At 66.7% G+C, this 15326-nt stretch carries 12 protein-coding genes and 3 tRNA genes; 11 read left to right on the forward strand and 4 right to left on the reverse strand.

What is annotated here, in order from left to right; all coding sequences use genetic code 11:
- Positions 1–4: 4 nt before the first annotated feature.
- Positions 5–877 carry a hypothetical protein gene (locus tag DFR40_RS13110; RefSeq protein WP_121458955.1) on the reverse strand — a complete coding sequence of 291 codons (873 nt, stop codon included), beginning with the start codon at positions 875–877 and terminating at the stop codon, positions 5–7.
- A 464-nt stretch (positions 878–1341) separates the two neighbouring features.
- On the opposite strand from DFR40_RS13110, the gene DFR40_RS13115 reads away from it, so the two are divergent.
- The 4 genes from DFR40_RS13115 (at position 1342) to DFR40_RS13130 (ending at position 7178) form a co-directional block, all read left to right on the forward strand.
- On the forward strand, positions 1342–2724 hold the full coding sequence (locus tag DFR40_RS13115; RefSeq protein ID WP_121458956.1) for a dicarboxylate/amino acid:cation symporter: 1383 nt from the start codon (positions 1342–1344) through the stop codon (positions 2722–2724).
- Positions 2725–2815: 91 nt separating this feature from the next.
- Complete coding sequence (locus DFR40_RS13120) at positions 2816–3793, forward strand: ABC transporter permease (RefSeq protein WP_121458957.1); 978 nt, start codon at positions 2816–2818, stop codon at positions 3791–3793.
- The gene (locus DFR40_RS13125) at positions 3790–5211 is read left to right on the forward strand and encodes an ABC transporter permease (RefSeq protein ID WP_121458958.1); all 1422 of its coding nucleotides are present in this window, start codon (positions 3790–3792) and stop codon (positions 5209–5211) included. The genes DFR40_RS13120 and DFR40_RS13125 overlap by 4 nt, the downstream gene beginning before the upstream one ends.
- On the forward strand, positions 5211–7178 hold the full coding sequence (locus DFR40_RS13130) for an ABC transporter ATP-binding protein (RefSeq protein ID WP_121458959.1): 1968 nt from the start codon (positions 5211–5213) through the stop codon (positions 7176–7178). Before DFR40_RS13125 ends, DFR40_RS13130 begins: the two co-directional genes overlap by 1 nt.
- A gap of 10 nt (positions 7179–7188) precedes the next feature.
- On the opposite strand, the gene DFR40_RS13135 is transcribed toward DFR40_RS13130, so the two are convergent.
- Both DFR40_RS13135 and DFR40_RS13140 read right to left on the reverse strand, forming a co-directional pair.
- Positions 7189–8580, reverse strand: coding sequence for a transglycosylase SLT domain-containing protein (locus DFR40_RS13135; protein WP_121458960.1), 1392 nt, complete (start codon positions 8578–8580; stop codon positions 7189–7191).
- A 99-nt stretch (positions 8581–8679) separates the two neighbouring features.
- Positions 8680–9942, reverse strand: a complete 1263-nt coding sequence (locus tag DFR40_RS13140) for a D-amino acid dehydrogenase (RefSeq protein ID WP_121458961.1) — start codon at positions 9940–9942, stop codon at positions 8680–8682.
- Between the two features lie 160 nt (positions 9943–10102).
- Between DFR40_RS13140 and DFR40_RS13145 the strand changes: the two genes are divergently transcribed.
- The 4 genes from DFR40_RS13145 (at position 10103) to DFR40_RS13160 (ending at position 13326) form a co-directional block, all read left to right on the forward strand.
- Positions 10103–11038, forward strand: coding sequence for a LysR family transcriptional regulator (locus tag DFR40_RS13145; protein ID WP_121458962.1), 936 nt, complete (start codon positions 10103–10105; stop codon positions 11036–11038).
- 59 nt (positions 11039–11097) lie between these two features.
- Positions 11098–11466, forward strand: a complete 369-nt coding sequence (locus tag DFR40_RS13150) for a DNA/RNA non-specific endonuclease (protein ID WP_121458963.1) — start codon at positions 11098–11100, stop codon at positions 11464–11466.
- 67 nt (positions 11467–11533) lie between these two features.
- Positions 11534–12406, forward strand: a complete 873-nt coding sequence (locus DFR40_RS13155) for a DUF6882 domain-containing protein (RefSeq protein WP_147431333.1) — start codon at positions 11534–11536, stop codon at positions 12404–12406.
- Positions 12407–12846: 440 nt separating this feature from the next.
- Positions 12847–13326, forward strand: coding sequence for a hypothetical protein (locus DFR40_RS13160; protein WP_147431334.1), 480 nt, complete (start codon positions 12847–12849; stop codon positions 13324–13326).
- A gap of 166 nt (positions 13327–13492) precedes the next feature.
- On the opposite strand, the gene DFR40_RS13165 is transcribed toward DFR40_RS13160, so the two are convergent.
- Positions 13493–13567 (reverse strand) — tRNA-Val (locus DFR40_RS13165).
- Positions 13568–13662: 95 nt separating this feature from the next.
- On the opposite strand from DFR40_RS13165, the gene gltX reads away from it, so the two are divergent.
- The 3 genes from gltX to DFR40_RS13180 all read left to right on the forward strand — a co-directional run bounded on the left by gltX (position 13663) and on the right by DFR40_RS13180 (position 15309).
- Positions 13663–15057 (forward strand): glutamate--tRNA ligase, encoded by a 1395-nt coding sequence (gene gltX / locus DFR40_RS13170; protein WP_121458966.1) that lies wholly within the window; start codon positions 13663–13665, stop codon positions 15055–15057.
- A 65-nt stretch (positions 15058–15122) separates the two neighbouring features.
- Positions 15123–15198 (forward strand) — tRNA-Ala (locus DFR40_RS13175).
- A gap of 35 nt (positions 15199–15233) precedes the next feature.
- Positions 15234–15309, forward strand: a tRNA-Glu gene (locus DFR40_RS13180).
- Positions 15310–15326 lie beyond the last annotated feature (17 nt).

The raw sequence follows: 15326 nt of genomic DNA on the forward strand, positions 1-15326 counted from the left end.
TCCCTCAACCGGCGGCACGGCCGGTCCAGTGGCCGCTGATCAGGTCGGGCGGGTGCACGGCGGCGCTGACGCGGGCGCTCTGCGCCCAGTCGGCGAGCGCCACGTCGAGCCCGGCGAAGATGCCGTAGCCGTCGCCGGCCCGGATCGTGCCGCCGGCACTCAGGCTTTCACCGGCGCGGATGCTGCCGCCGGCGACGATCTCCTCGCCGGCCCGGATGCCCCAGCCGGCTTCGAGATGCTGGCCGACCGCGATGGCGCCGCCGGCGAGGATGCCCTGGCCGGCGCGCAGGCCGCCGCCGGCCGCGATCCGGCCGCCGGCCTGGAGGCCGCGGGCGCAGGCGATGCCGGCCGTGACCTCGAGATCGAGGCCGACGCTGACGTGGCCGGCGGCTTCGAGGCGCTCGCCGCAGCGCAGTTCGCCGCCGGCGCGCAGGCGGCCGCCGCAATGCAGCGGGCCGCCGACGTCGATGCTCCAGTCGGCGCGCAGCTCGCCGCCGACGGCAAGCTTGCCGGTGCAGCGGATGCCGCCGTCGCTGCGCAGGTCCTCGCCGACGATCAGGTCGCCGTCGACGCGCAGGCCACGGCTGACGCGCAGATGCCGGCCGACACGCAGCAGGCTGCCGGCTTCAATGTCGCCGAGCACTTTCAGGCTGCCGGCAAAGACGAGCGCGTCGGCATCGAGCGCATCGACGACGCGGATTTCGTCGGTCGGGCCGAACTGGTCGAGTAGCCAGCAGGCGTCGTTGCTGCGCCCGTCGGCGACCAGCGCGTCGAGCATTTCCTGGTAGTGGCCGTGTTCGGCGTAATGCCGGATGAACCAGCGGAAGCCCTGGTTACAGGGGCGTTTTGCCTTGATCAGGCTCTTGGTGAGTTGCATGGCGTCTCCACGATGACCTTGAGCCGCCGGACTCCTCGGGGAGCGGCGGCGGAATGGCAGTCGTGGCGGCGGATGCCGGCGGGGGGACGGAGAGCGGCCTTGCGCGGCCAGGACTGCACGTTGAACGGCGCGCCGGAAAGGGCGCCGGGCAAGGTGCCGTGCGGGGCGGTCGGGCTAGTGCCCGGGCCGCGCCCGCACGGCCGTGGAAAGTACGGCGGGCGACCCCGTGACCTTGAAGGCGAGCTGCAGTGCCGGACGCCGGGCAGACGCGGCGCCGCCTGCCGGGATCGGCATGCGGGCGGGGCGGTCGTGGCGGGCGTCGGACATCGGCGGCATCGGGAAATGTGAAGGCGCGGGGATTATAGACCACGGCCCGGGCGGCGGACTGTGGTTAACCACAATTCGGAAAGCCACAATTCCGCAACAATCGCCTTGCCGCCATACTCGCCGCCCATTGGCCGGGAATGGGTTCCCTGCCCGAAAAAAAACATCAGGGGGAAGCAGTGAAGAAGATTTTCCAGAGTCTCTACATCCAGGTGCTGATCGCGATCACGATCGGCGTCCTGCTCGGCCACTTCTATCCGGAAACCGGCGCGGCGATGAAGCCGCTGGGCGACGGTTTCATCAAGCTGATCAAGATGATCATCGCGCCGATCATCTTCTGCACCATCGTCGTCGGCATCGCCGGCATGGAAGACATGAAGAAGGTCGGCAAGACCGGCGGCCTGGCCGTGCTCTACTTCGAAGTGGTCAGCACCATCGCGCTGATCATCGGCCTGGTCGTGGTCAATGTCTGGGCCCCCGGCGTCGGCATGAACGTCGATCCGGCCTCGCTCGACACCTCGGCCATCGACAAGTACGCGGCCCCGGGCCAGATGCAGACGACCACGCAGTTCCTGATGAACATCATCCCGACCAGCGTCGTCGATGCCTTCGCCAAGGGCGACATGCTCCAGGTGCTGTTCTTCTCGGTCCTCTTCGGCTACGCGCTGCACGCCTTCGGCGAGCGCGGCAAGCCGGTCTTCGATTTCATCGAGCGCCTGTCGCACGTCTTCTTCCGCATCGTCGGCGTGATCATGAAGGTCGCCCCGGTCGGTGCCTTCGGCGCCATGGCCTACACCATCGGCAAGCACGGCGTCGGCAGCCTGGCCCAGCTGGCCAGCCTGATGGGCGCCTTCTACCTGACCTGCGTGCTGTTCGTCTTCGGCGTCCTCGGCACGATCGCGATGGCGCACGGCTTCTCGATCTGGAAGCTGATCAAGTACATCAAGGAAGAGCTGTTCCTGGTGCTCGGCACCTCGTCGTCGGAATCGGCGTTGCCGCGCCTGATGGCGAAGATGGAAAACGCCGGCGCCCAGAAGTCGGTGGTCGGCCTGGTCGTGCCCACCGGCTACTCGTTCAACCTCGACGGCACCTCGATCTACCTGACGATGGCCGCGGTCTTCATTGCCCAGGCGACCAACACGCCGCTCGACCTGCAGCACCAGATCACCCTGCTGCTGATCCTGCTGCTCACCTCGAAGGGCGCCGCCGGCGTCACCGGCAGCGGCTTCATCGTGCTCGCGGCGACGCTCTCCGCCGTCGGCACCGTGCCGGTCGCCGGCCTGGCGCTGATCCTCGGCATCGACCGCTTCATGTCGGAAGCCCGCGCGCTGACCAACTTCGTCGGCAACAGCGTCGCCACGCTGGTCGTCGCCAAGTGGTGCGGCGCCCTCGACCAGGAACGGATGACTGCCGTGCTCAACAACGAAACGCTCGACGAGGCCGACCACCCGGAACTGGTCCTCGACGACGCACCGGCGCCGGACATCGCGCACACGCCGCAGCCGGCGACGGCCCACCACTGATTCGACGAATCTCCTCTGGCATCTTGCCAATCCTTGCCCCGCCGGTTCCGGCGGGGCTTTTTTTTGGCGACTTCTGCGATAATCGCCGGCGATGCTTGCCTATATCGTCCGCCGCCTGCTCTATGCGATCCCGATCCTGATCGGGGTGAATCTGATCACCTTCGCGTTGTTCTTCATCGTCAACACGCCCGACGACATGGCGCGCATGCAGCTCGGCATCAAGCGGGTGACGCCCGAGGCGATCGAGAAGTGGAAGGAAGCGCGCGGCTACGACAAGCCGCTGTTCGTCAATTCTGCCGCCGGCGGGCTGTCGACCGTGACCGAGACGATCTTCTTCGAGAAGTCGGTGCGCATGTTCGCCGGCGACTTCGGCCGCGCCGAGGACGGCCGCGACATCGCCCGCGAGATCGGCACGCGGATGGGGCCGTCGCTGGCCATCGCGCTGCCGACCTTCATCCTCGGCCTGTTCGTCACCGTCAGCCTGGCGCTGACACTGGCCTTCTTCCGTGCCACCGCCTTCGATTTCTGGGGCGTCGTGATCTGTGTCGCAGCGATGTCGATTTCCGGGCTGTTCTACATCATCGGCGGCCAGTACCTGATCGCCAAGGTGTGGAAACTGGTGCCGATTTCCGGCTTCGGCGAAGGCCTCGACGCCTGGCGCTTCCTGATCCTGCCGGTGTGCATCGGCGTCGTTGCCGGGATCGGTTCGTCGACGCGCTGGTACCGGACGATCTTCCTTGAAGAAGTCTCGAAGGACTACGTGCGCACCGCCCGCGCCAAGGGCCTGCCGGAAACCCTGGTGTTCTTCCGCCACATCCTGCGCAATGCGCTGATCCCGATCCTGACCGGCGTCGTCGTCGTCATCCCGACGCTGTTCATGGGCTCGCTGCTCACCGAATCCTTCTTCGGCATTCCCGGTCTCGGCAGCTACACGATCGACGCGATCCAGGCCCAGGATTTCGCCGTCGTCCGTTCGATGGTCTTCATCGGCTCGGTGCTCTACATCGTCGGCCTGATCCTGACCGACATCTCCTACACCCTGGTCGATCCGCGGATCCGCTTCTCATGAACGGCTTCCAGATCGTCGTCCTGTGGTCCGATGTGCTGGTCTGGCTGCTCCTCGCCAGCGGCATCGGTGTCGGCGTGCTGATTGCCCGTTCGCCGCCGCTGCTCGCCGCCTGGCGCCGGGTCGGGGCCAGCCGCGCCGGCATGGCCTCGGCAACCGTGCTGCTCGCCTTCCTCGGCATCGGCCTGCTCGATTCGCTGCACTACCGCGTCGCCCTCGACGGCAAGCCGGGCGAGAAGACGCAGTACGCGATCGAGGTGCTGTCGCTGCTCGACGCGCTGGTCGGGCCGCTGCGCACCGAGAACGAAAAGACCTATTCGGCGCCGTTCGCCACCCACCTCTACGCCAAGGAAACGATCGAGCGGCCGGGGCAGGGGACGCTGCGCGAGTTTCCCCGGTTGCGCTTCGGCGGCAGCCACCTGGCCGAGCCGGCGGCGGCGCCGGCCGACATCGCCGCCACCGCGGCCGGCGCCGCGGCGCTGGCCGTCCTCGGCTGGCTGGCGCTGGTCGTGCTGGTCGCCAATCGGCGTGAAAATCCCGGCGATCCGACGGTCGACCGTCAAAACTGGCCAAAAATCGGCTGGTCGCGGCTGTGGCGCGGCGAGACGGTCTTCGCCTGGAACGCCGTGCTGCTGACGCTGCTGCTGATCCTGCTGACCTTGCTGCCCTTGTTCGCGCTGGCCGGCGACTACCATGTCTTCGGCACCGACAAGGTCGGCCAGGACGTGCTCTACCAGATCCTCAAGAGCGTGCGCACGGCGCTGATCATCGGCCTGGTGACGACGCTGGTGATGCTGCCGGTGGCGGTGCTGCTGGGCATCGTCGCCGGTTATTTCCGCGGCTGGGTCGATGACCTGATCCAGTACCTGTACACCGTCCTCAACTCGATTCCCGGCGTGCTGCTGATCGCAGCCGCGGTGCTGATGATGCAGGTGGTCATCGACACGCACCCACAATGGTTCGCCACCGCCGCCGAGCGCGCCGACCTGCGCCTGCTGGCGCTCTGCTTCATCCTCGGCATCACCTCGTGGACCGGCCTGTGCCGCTTGCTGCGCGGCGAGACGCTGAAGCTCCGGGAACTCGAATACATCCAGGCGGCGCAGGCCTTCGGGGTTTCGTCGTGGCGGATCATCCTGCGCCACATCCTGCCCAACCTGATGCACATCGTCATCATCGCGCTGGTCATGGATTTCTCCGGGCTGGTGCTGGCCGAGGCCGTGCTTTCCTACGTCGGCATCGGCGTCGATCCGACGATGACCAGCTTCGGCACGATGATCAACAACGCGCGCATGGAACTCGGCCGCGAGCCGGTCGTCTGGTGGTCGCTGGCGGCCGCCTTCGCTGCCATGTTCATCCTGGTGCTCGCCGCCAACCTGTTCGCCGACGCGGTTCGCGACGCATTCGACCCGAGGGCCGCCTGATGCTGCACGTCAAGGATCTCCGACTCGGCTTCGCCGCCGGCCAGCGCACGCTGCTCGCCGTCGACGGCATCTCCTTCACCATCGAGCGCGGCGAGACCTTCGCGCTGCTCGGCGAATCCGGTTGCGGCAAGTCGGCCACCGCGCAGGCGCTGATGCGCCTGCTGCCGCCGGCCGGGCGCATCGTCGGCGGTTCGGTCAGCCTCGACGGCGAGGACCTGCTGGTGCTGCCGGAAGCGGCGATGCGCGGCTGGCGCGGGCGGCGCATGGCGATGATCTTCCAGGAGCCGGCAACCAGCCTCAACCCGGTGCTTACCGTCGGCCGCCAGATCGGCGAGGTGCTCGAGCGCCACCGCGGCCTGCGCGGCGCCGCCGCCCGCGAGCGCATGCTCGACCTGCTGCGCCAGGTCGGCATCGCCGACCCCGAGCGGCGTCTCGACGAATACCCCTTCCAGCTGTCCGGCGGCATGAAGCAGCGGGTGATGATCGCCATCGCGCTGGCCGGCGAGCCGGAACTGCTGATCGCCGACGAGCCGACCACCGCGCTCGACGTCACCGTGCAGGCGCAGATCCTCGATTTATTGGCCAGACTGCAGGTCGACCGCGGCATGGGGATGCTGTTGATCACCCACGACCTCGGCGTCGTCGCGCGCATGGCCCAGCGCATCGGCGTGATGTACGCCGGCGAGCTGGTCGAGGTAGCCAGCCGCGAGGATTTCTTCACGACGCCACGCCATCCCTACACCCAGGCCTTGTTCGCCGCGCTGCCGGAAGTTTCGCGGCGGGGCACGGCGCTGGCCACGATTCCCGGCCAGGTGCCGGCGCTGGCGGCGATGCCGGCCGGCTGCCGCTTCGCCGAGCGCTGCCCGCAGGTCATGCCGGTGTGCCGCGAACGCTCGCCCGAATGGCGCGAGGTGGCGCCCGGCCATGCGCTTCGCTGTCACTGGCAGGGGGCGGCGTCGGTCCTTGAAAAAGCCGCGGATTTGACGGTCGACCGTCAAATCGAGGAAAAAACCGGGCTGCTGACGGTCGACGGCCTGAAAGTGCATTTTCCGATCCGCCAGGGCATCCTGCAGCGCACCGTCGGCCACGTTTTTGCGGTCGACGGCGTGTCGCTGGCGATTGCGCCGGGGCGCACGCTGGCGCTGGTCGGCGAATCCGGCTGCGGCAAGACGACGGTGGGCAAGGCGCTGCTGCAGCTGATCCGGCCGAGCGCCGGCAGCGTCCGCCTGGGCGGGCGCGAGCTGGTCGGCGCCGGCGCCCGCGAGTTGCGCGCCGCCCGCCGCCAGGCGCAGATGGTCTTCCAGGATCCGTTCGCCTCGCTCAATCCGCGCCTGCGCGTCGGCGAGATCATCGCCGAGGGCATCACCGCGCTTGGCGTCGGCGGCGACGCGACGGCGACGGTGGCGGCGCTGCTGCGCCAGGTCGGCCTGCCCACCGATGCCGGCGAGCGCTTCCCGCACGAGTTTTCCGGCGGCCAGCGCCAGCGCATCGCGATCGCCCGCGCGCTGGCGGTGCAGCCGCAGCTGCTGGTCTGCGACGAGCCGACCTCGGCGCTCGACGTCTCGGTGCAGGCGCAGATCCTCAACCTGCTGAAGACGCTGCAGGCCGAACTCGGCGTCGCCTACCTGTTCATCACCCACAATTTCGCCGTCGTCGAGTACCTGGCGCACGACATCGCGGTCATGTACCTCGGCCGCATCGTCGAACAGGGCAGGGCGGAAGAGGTGCTCGGCCGGCCGCGCCATCCCTACACCCAGGCGCTGCTGTCGGCGGTGCCGGTGCCGCGCCTGGACGGCGCCGGCCAGCGCATCCACCTGCCGGGCGAAACGCCGTCGCCGGCGAAACCGCCGGCCGGCTGCCATTTCCACCCGCGCTGCCCGCAGGCGACGGCGCTGTGCCGCGAGCGTTATCCGGCGCCAACGGCGGTTTCGCCGACGCACACGGTCAACTGCCACCTGGCGGCGTAAACGCCGCTGCTTACTTTTTCTGGGGTTTTTTGGCCGGCGCCTTCTTGCTGCTGACCGGCTTGGCCTTGCTCACCGGGCGGCTGCCCTTGGCGGTGTTCTTGGCGCTCGTCTTCTTCGCCGTCAGCTTGCCCTTCTTGCCCCGCGCCTTCGGCTCCGGCTGGATGATCGCCGGCGAGGATTCCATGCCGAGCATGCGTTGCAGGCCGTCCTGGTTGGCGCTGCCGGGCACCAGCAGCTTCGAGCCGGCGGCCAGGCGGACGTTGCCGGGCAGGCCGTTGACCTGGGCCAGTTCGGCGGTGCTGACGCCGAAGCGGGCGGCGATCTCGCCGACGCGCTCGGCCGACTTGACCGCGTAGGCCTGCCACTGGGTCAGCGGCGCCTGGTGGTTGGCGAGATTCTCGTTGAAGGTGTCGACGCGGTCGGCGGGCAGCACCACCGGTGTGTCGGCCTTGATCACCGGCCGGTTGTGCGAGGGGTTGAGGTGGCGGAATTCCTCGAGCGTCATGTTGGCCAGCCGCGCCGCGATCTTCACGTCCATCGGCCGCGGCGCCGCCGCGGTGGCCAGGTAGGGCTGGTTGGCGATGAAGGGCAGGCCGAGGCGGGCGAAGGTTTCCGGGTTGCCGATGATGTTCTTCAGTGCCTGCAGCTTGGGCACGTAGTGCCGGGTTTCCTTCGGCATCGTCAGGTTCGGGTAGTCGGTCGGCAGCCCGCGCGCCTCGTTCTTCTCGATCGCCCGCTTGACCGCGCCTTCGCCCCAGTTGTACGAGGCCAGCGCCAGGTGCCAGTCGCCGTGCATGTCGTAGATCGTCTGCAGGTAGTCGAGGGCGGCGCTGGTCGAGGCCATGACGTCGCGGCGCTCGTCCTGCCACCAGTTCTGCTCGAGCTTGAAGCGCTTGCCGGTCGCCGGGATGAACTGCCACAGCCCGGAGGCCGCCGCCGGCGAATGCGCCATCGGGTTGAACGAGCTCTCGACCATCGGCAGCAGCGCCAGTTCGGTCGGCATGCCGCGGATCTCGAGTTCCTCGACGATGTGGTGCAGGTAGGGACGGCTGCGTTCGATCATCCGGCGCAGCGCCTCCGGACGGTTCTGGTACCACTGCTGGTAATGCAGGACCAGCTCGTCGTTCAGGTCGGCCATCGCGAAGCCGTTGCGCAGGCGGTCCCAGAGGTTGTTGGCGCGCAGCGTCAGGTCGATGGTCAGCGGCAGCTCGGGTGGCGGCGCGATCTCGGTGACGTTCAGGCGTTCCGCCGACATCCCCGGGAAGATCGCCGGCAGCGACGTCTGCAGGCGCGGATGCAGTTCCAGTTCGGCTGTCGCCGGCGCTGCCGCCAGCAGGGCGAGGCTCCCGAGGATCAGGCCGGCAAGACGGCGGAACGGCGGCTGAACGTGGGCAAGGGGCATCGGGCTTGGCGCGGTCGGGTTCGGCGAAGCCACGGATTATAACCGAGGGCGGTGACCGGCTTCGGCATCCGGTCGACTTTTACGTATTGGCGGCGGGCCTCAGCGCAGTGCGAAAGCCGCGTCGGGAATCGACGGTCGTTGACGGTCGACCAGCTCGCCGAGCAATTTTCCGCTGGCCAGCGCCAGCGTGAAGCCGAGCGGCCCGTGGCCGCAGTTCAGCCACAGGTTGCGGCAGGGGCTGGCGCCGATGATCGGACGCCCGTCCGGCGTTGCCGGGCGCAGCCCGGACCAGGGCTGGCCGGCGTCGGGATCGGCCGCGGCCGGGAAGAATTCGGCGGCCTGGCGGCGCAGCAGGGCGATCCGCCGCCGGTCGATGCGGCGGTCGTTGCCGACCAGGTCGGCGATGCCGGCCACCCGCAGTTGGCCGCCGATCGGCGCATAGACGATCTTGCGCGCGAAATCGGTGACGCTGGCCGACGGTGCCGCATCGGTCGCGGCCAGCGGCAGCGTCAGGCTGTAGCCCTTGAGCGGCTGGATCGGCAGCGCAATGCCGAGCCCGGCGGCCAGGCGCGGTGCCTCGCTGCCGCTGGCGAGGACGCAGGCATCGGCAGCGATTTCGCCGTTGCCGGTAGCGACGGCGACGAAGCGTCCCTGGCGGGTAAGCAGGCGCTGCGCCGTCGTCGCGAAGTGGCAGGCGGTATCCGGCGCGGTCTCGCGGATCAGCGCCAGCAGTTGCTGGCAGAAGCGGTGGCAGTCGGCGACCGCCTCGCCGGCGGTGAACACGCCGCCGGCCAGTTGCCCGGCGATGCCGGCGAGCATCGGTTCGCGGGCGGCGCAGGCGGCGGCGTCGAGGATTTCCTGGGGGCTGCCGGCGGCGCCCAGGCGCTGCTGCAATTCGACCTGGCGCCGGGCGGCGGCAAAACTGCCCGGGTCGCGGTGCACCACCAGCTTGCCGTTGCTGCGGTGGGCGAAGTCGAGCCCGGGATGCGCCGCCAGCAAGCCGGCCATCTGCTGCCGGCTGGATTCGGCCAGGGCCAGCAGCTGCGCCGTCGTCCGGGCGCTTTGCCGGGCCGTGCAGGCAGCGAGAAAGGCCAGGCCCCAGCGCCACTGCGCCGGATCGGCGCGCAGCCGGAAGCGGAGCGGGGCATCGGCCGCCAGCAGCCATCCGGGCAGCTTGGCGGGAACGTCCGGCGCGGCCAGCGGCGCGACGTAGCGATAGCTCAGCTGGCCGCCGTTGGCGAAGCTGGCTTCGCGCGCCGGCTCGGGGTGGCGTTCGATCAGGCTGACCCGGTGGCCGGCCCTGACCAGGTAGTAGGCGGTACTGATGCCGACGACGCCGGCGCCAATGACGATGATGTGCATCTTGCGTTCCTTGCCGATTCAATGCCGCCACTCTAGGCCGCCCGGCGCGGCCGGCGCATGCGTTGTCGTGCGCTGCCCATAGCTTTCCGGCATGGACGGCGGCGAGGCTTGTCCGGCCCGGTGGCGCAGGTCAAACTAGCGGCTTCCAGGAGGTTTCACGATGCGCCTGCGTCATCTCGAGGTTTTTCGCGCGGTCATGCTCACCGGAACGGTCAGCGAGGCGGCGCGCTACCTCAACGTTTCCCAGCCGGTGGTTTCGCGCACCCTGCAGCACGCCGAGCTGCAGGCCGGCTTCCGCCTGTTCGAGCGGATTCGCGGCCGCCTGCAGCCGACGCCCGAGGCGCGGGCACTCTACGTCGAGGCCGAGCGCGTCTTCGGCGAGTTCGAGCGACTCAGGCGCCTGTCGGCCAACCTGCGCCGGCGCGGCAGCGGCCATCTGCGCGTCGCGGCGACGCCGAGCCTCGGCGAAAGCCTGCTGCCCGGCGCGCTCGCCCGCTTCCACCGGCAGCATCCCGAGGCCAGCCTCGAACTGCAGACCCTGCACACCGGCCAGATCGTCGCCGCGCTGCTGGCCAACGAGGTCGACCTCGCCTTCGCCATCGCGCCGCCGGCGCACGAAGCGGTGCAGGCGGCCAGCGTCGGCAGCGGCGAGATCGTCCTCGCCTGTCCGGCGCAGCGGCGCAACAGCGCCCCCTTGACCTTCGCCATCGGCGAATTCGCCGACCTGCCGCTGATCATGCTCGACGACCAGACCCCGCTCGGCATGCTCGCCGCCGAGGCGCTGGCCGGCGCCGGCCCGCTGCCTGCCAGCTTCGCCTCGGTCCAGACCTACACGCTGGCCCGCTCGATGGTCGGCGAAGGCCTGGGCTGCGCGCTGCTTGACCAGTACAGCGCCGCCAGCGGCGATAGCGAGCGACTCGCCGTGTACCGCCTGGCCCGGCCGCTGAGTTTCGAAATCCACGCCCTGCGCGCCATGCACCGCCCGCAATCGCTGCTGTCCTCGGCTTTCTCAGCCGCCTTCGCGGAAACCGTAGCGAGCAGCGACACCGCCGCCCGCCAGCGCTGGTTGCCGGGGCGAGTCGATCTGGGCAGGTGAGGGGTAAAGATCAGGGCGCGTCGGTTTGATTTTTCCCAGTTTTCGACGGTTGACCGTCAGTGTCCCAAGTCGAAATTGCGGCAAAGACGGTCGACATCGTCGAAGCGCGGGAAACGGATGCCGGCCGTTTTGTCCAGAAGTCAAAGCAGTCGGGGCTGACGGTGAGCATCAGCAACCCGGTGATCAGCGCCGTGCCAACCGTGCAGCAAATGAAGAAAGCCACCGGCGACGAAGGCGGACATTTGATCGCCTCGGCGCAGGGCGGCGCGGGCGACCAGATCAACATTGTGCCGCAGGACAAGACGCTGAATCGCGGCGCGTGGCGCGACATGGAGAAGTATCTGAAGCAGGAAATCGATGCCGGGAAAACGGTTGGCATCAAGATTGATGTGGGTTATCCGTCGGGAGCTGGGGGGGCGGCCAAGTGAGTTCGCCGTAGTTGCCTACATCAACGGAAAACCGAAAGCATTCGAATTTAAGCAATAAAGGAACGAAATGAATACAGTTGAGGAAGCCTATTCGTCGATTACGAGAAGCATGGTGGCTGCTGCAGAGGCAGAAGGCTGGCGTCGGTTAGAGCTTCATGCATCCATCTTTGACTCTATGGTTAGCAGTGAATTCGTCGTGGCCTTAGCAGACATCGTGGATGACACCAAATACGTGAAATCGATCAGAGATGCATGTTTGTATCTCCGCGACGATCTCCTTCAAACCACCGGCCAACGCATCTGGGGCTTGACCTTCACGCTCCACCCCGATGGCAAGTTCAACATCGAGTACGACTACGAAAAACCGGAAGACTACGACGACAGCGACGACGCCATTTCGCTCGCCCAAGCGCAAGCGAGTCTGGCAGGAAGCGGCATTCCCGTCTCGTTCGAAAACGTTGGCACAAGCCCTGAGCAGCAGTTTCTTGCCGACGCACTGACCCGGCTCCAGACCTGGTCGGCAAAGCACACCGCCGCCTGGGGGCTCGGAACGGAAGCGCAATGGAATCTCGACATGAATGCCGGCCAACTGCGGCTGAGTTTTGCCGATGGACGCGAGGTGGATTTCCCGGTGCAGGTTGTCGGCACCTACAACACGCGGAACGGCTCGTTCCTGTGGGGATGGGATCACCCGTCCGTCCCCGAGCCACTACGCCGTGCCGCGCGCCAAGTCCGTGACTACGGGGAGAAACATGCCATTGAGCGGTTTACAACCCGCACGATTGACTGTTCGGAAGCGGATGCCTGGGAGATCACCGCCGCAGCGGCCCAACTCGATGACGTGACCGGCGCTTATCGCGGCGATGCGGGCGGGACATGGGTGTACATGACCTTTGAGGTGCCAGATTCAGAATACCCCAAGGGGGGCGTCGTCATTTGATTTCCGGTGAGCGCGTCGCCGTCGTCGCCCAGCGTATTACCCTCGGCCTGCGGGCCAGCAATCCGATTCCCCTTTTCCGGGTTGACCGCAGGATTTTCGATTCCCGACCAATCGAAAGCACCTCACCTCAGTGGAAGTAACATGTTTGAAGAGATTGCCCCGAAGGACGGGCTGAGGTATGGCAAATGCTTCACGATGCCAGCGCATGGCTTTGCTAACGCTCTTCTGATTTTTAACCATTTTGACGGTTGACCGTCAAATCCTCGAAATGGACAACGCGCTCGGCAGTAATCTGGTAGCCGCCGCCAATCGTGAAGCGGGTGAATTCAGGGGTGACAATTGGAGCAGTTGCCAAGCAGCTGGGCCTGGTCGCAGACCCTGGGCAACTGGGTGAAGGAGGCCGGGCGGAGAGGTCGTCGCACCACGCACTGGGAGTAAGTATGTTTCCGAACACTTCTATCGAAGAATTGACCTCTGATCGGATCTATCAGTTCGATTCGACAACACCGGTTTATTTGGCGCTGATGGCCTACTACGCAGAAATATTCGACTACCCCAAAGCACAGGAGCGCTGGGAACGTGCCGACCCCGAACGCCGTAGCAGCAAGCTCTGGTGGGTCATGAACGAAAGCTGGAAATCCTATGGCACTGTGAGACCTAATACGCCCATACATTGGCTTGCCATCAGCAAACGCGCCCTGCAACTCGATCACGTGCCGAGCAATTTTCATCCCTGGGCGCTGGCGATTCTGGATAGTTTCGACCTCCCGCGCTACCAGGCGGCCTATCAACTGCCGCTGGAAGAATACGCGGCCATTGCCCAGGATTTGCCGCAGGTTCTGGACGGCTTGCGTCACTATCCCCAAGAAAAACTCGCCCCACCGATCGACGAAAACGACTGGGGATACAGCGATCAATAAGATGGCACAGAATCCTCGGTGCCCGTTGTATTGATTTTTCCCGGTTTTCGACGGTTGACCGTCAGCTTCCGGAAATGCGGCTGTCGGCAGCCGGAAGCGGGGCGACGGGCATGCTTGCCCCGGAAAGCAAAAAACCCCTGATTTCTCAGAGGCTTTGCTGTTTCGATGGTGGGCGGTACTGGGATCGAACCAGTGACCCCTGCCGTGTGAAGGCAGTGCTCTACCGCTGAGCTAACCGCCCGTCGAAGAAGGCGCGCATTTAACCATAACTCGCTCGGCGGGTCAAACGTCGGTCGGCTAGAATACGGGCCTTTGTTCCACACCGACTCGATGCCCATGAAACCCGTCCGTACCCGTTTCGCTCCCAGCCCCACCGGCTTCCTCCATATTGGCGGCGCTCGCACCGCGCTGTTTTCCTGGGCCTATGCCCGCCGGCACGGCGGCGTTTTCGTGCTGCGCATCGAGGATACCGACGTTGCCCGGTCGACGCCGGAGGCGGTGCAGGCGATCATCGACGGCATGAACTGGCTCGAGCTGACGCATGACGAAGGCCCGTTCTACCAGATGCAGCGGATGGACCGCTACAAGGCGGTGATCCAGGAGATGCTGGCGGCCGGCACGGCCTATTACTGCTACACGACGCGCGAGGAGCTCGACGCGCTGCGTGCCGAGCAGGAGGCGCGCAAGGAAAAGCCGCGCTACGACGGACGCTGGCGTCCGGAGGCCGGCAAGACGCTGCCGACGCCGCCGGCCGACGTGCCGCCGGTGATCCGCTTCAAGAATCCCAGGGATGGCGTCGTCGCCTGGGACGATGCGGTCAAGGGCCGCATCGAGATCGCCAACGGCGAGCTCGACGACCTGATCATCGCCCGCGCCGACGGCACGCCGACCTACAACTTCTGCGTCTGCGTGGACGACTGGGACATGGGCATCAGCCACGTCATCCGTGGTGACGACCATGTCAACAACACGCCGCGCCAGATCAACATCCTCAAGGCGCTGGGCGCCGAGGTGCCGACCTACGCCCACCTGTCGATGATCCTCGGCGACGACGGCGCCAAGCTGTCGAAGCGCCACGGCGCGGTGTCGGTGATGCAGTACGACGAGGACGGTTTCCTGCCCGAGGCGGTGATCAACTACCTGGCCCGCCTCGGCTGGTCGCACGGCGACGACGAGATCTTCTCGCGCCAGCAGTTCGTCGAGTGGTTCGACCTCGATCACATCACCGCCTCGGCCGCCCAGTTCAACACCGAAAAGCTGCTCTGGCTGAACCAGCACTACATGAAGCAGCTGCCGGCCGCCGAACTCGCCGCCAGGGTCGCTCCGCGCCTGGCCGCGCGCGGCGTCGACGTCAGCGCCGGGCCGAGCCTGGAAAAAGCCGTCGCGCTCTATGTCGACCGTTGCAACACGCTGAACCTGCTGGCCGACGCCGTCGAGACCTTCTATGTTGCGGTGGCGCCGTCGGCCGAGTTGCTCGCCCAGCATCTGACGGAAGAGGCGAAGCCGGCGATTGCCGACTTTGCCGCCGGGATCGCCACGGTGGCCTGGGAAATTCCGGCCATCGCCGCCCTGATCAAGGAGACGGTCGGCAAGCACGGCCTCAAGATGCCGAAGCTGGCGATGCCGCTGCGTGTGCTGCTGACCGGCCAGGCGCAGACGCCGTCGGTGGATGCGGTGGTCGAGCTGATCGGTCGCGAAGGCGTTCTGGCGGCGCTGCAAAAAAATCTCTGAAAATCTCGCGAAGGCCCTTTACAAGGGAAAAGACGGTCCCTATAATGCGGCCTTCTTTCGAGCAGGGGGGTATAGCTCAGCTGGGAGAGCGCTTGCATGGCATGCAAGAGGTCAGCGGTTCGATCCCGCTTACCTCCACCAAGAGCTCGAAAGAATGCAGTAAAAGTTTGGTCCGGGTCCCCATCGTCTAGAGGCCTAGGACACTACCCTTTCACGGTAGGTACCGGGGTTCGAATCCCCGTGGGGACGCCAAGAATTTGCAGTAAAGC

The organism is Azonexus fungiphilus (genome assembly GCF_003634965.1).
GTDB lineage: Bacteria > Pseudomonadota > Gammaproteobacteria > Burkholderiales > Rhodocyclaceae > Azonexus > Azonexus fungiphilus.

Excerpts from the sequence above, each read along its gene's own strand:
- DFR40_RS13110 (WP_121458955.1), bottom strand. The coding sequence starts at position 877 with ATGCAACTCACCAAGAGCCTGATCAAGGCAAAACGCCCCTGTAACCAG.
- DFR40_RS13135 (WP_121458960.1), bottom strand. The coding sequence starts at position 8,580 with ATGCCCCTTGCCCACGTTCAGCCGCCGTTCCGCCGTCTTGCCGGCCTG.
- DFR40_RS13115 (WP_121458956.1), top strand. The coding sequence starts at position 1,342 with ATGGGTTCCCTGCCCGAAAAAAAACATCAGGGGGAAGCAGTGAAGAAG.
- DFR40_RS13125 (WP_121458958.1), top strand. The coding sequence starts at position 3,790 with ATGAACGGCTTCCAGATCGTCGTCCTGTGGTCCGATGTGCTGGTCTGG.
- DFR40_RS13120 (WP_121458957.1), top strand. The coding sequence starts at position 2,816 with ATGCTTGCCTATATCGTCCGCCGCCTGCTCTATGCGATCCCGATCCTG.
- gltX (WP_121458966.1), top strand. The coding sequence starts at position 13,663 with ATGAAACCCGTCCGTACCCGTTTCGCTCCCAGCCCCACCGGCTTCCTC.
- DFR40_RS13155 (WP_147431333.1), top strand. The coding sequence starts at position 11,534 with ATGAATACAGTTGAGGAAGCCTATTCGTCGATTACGAGAAGCATGGTG.
- DFR40_RS13140 (WP_121458961.1), bottom strand. The coding sequence starts at position 9,942 with ATGCACATCATCGTCATTGGCGCCGGCGTCGTCGGCATCAGTACCGCC.
- DFR40_RS13160 (WP_147431334.1), top strand. The coding sequence starts at position 12,847 with ATGTTTCCGAACACTTCTATCGAAGAATTGACCTCTGATCGGATCTAT.
- DFR40_RS13130 (WP_121458959.1), top strand. The coding sequence starts at position 5,211 with ATGCTGCACGTCAAGGATCTCCGACTCGGCTTCGCCGCCGGCCAGCGC.
- DFR40_RS13145 (WP_121458962.1), top strand. The coding sequence starts at position 10,103 with ATGCGCCTGCGTCATCTCGAGGTTTTTCGCGCGGTCATGCTCACCGGA.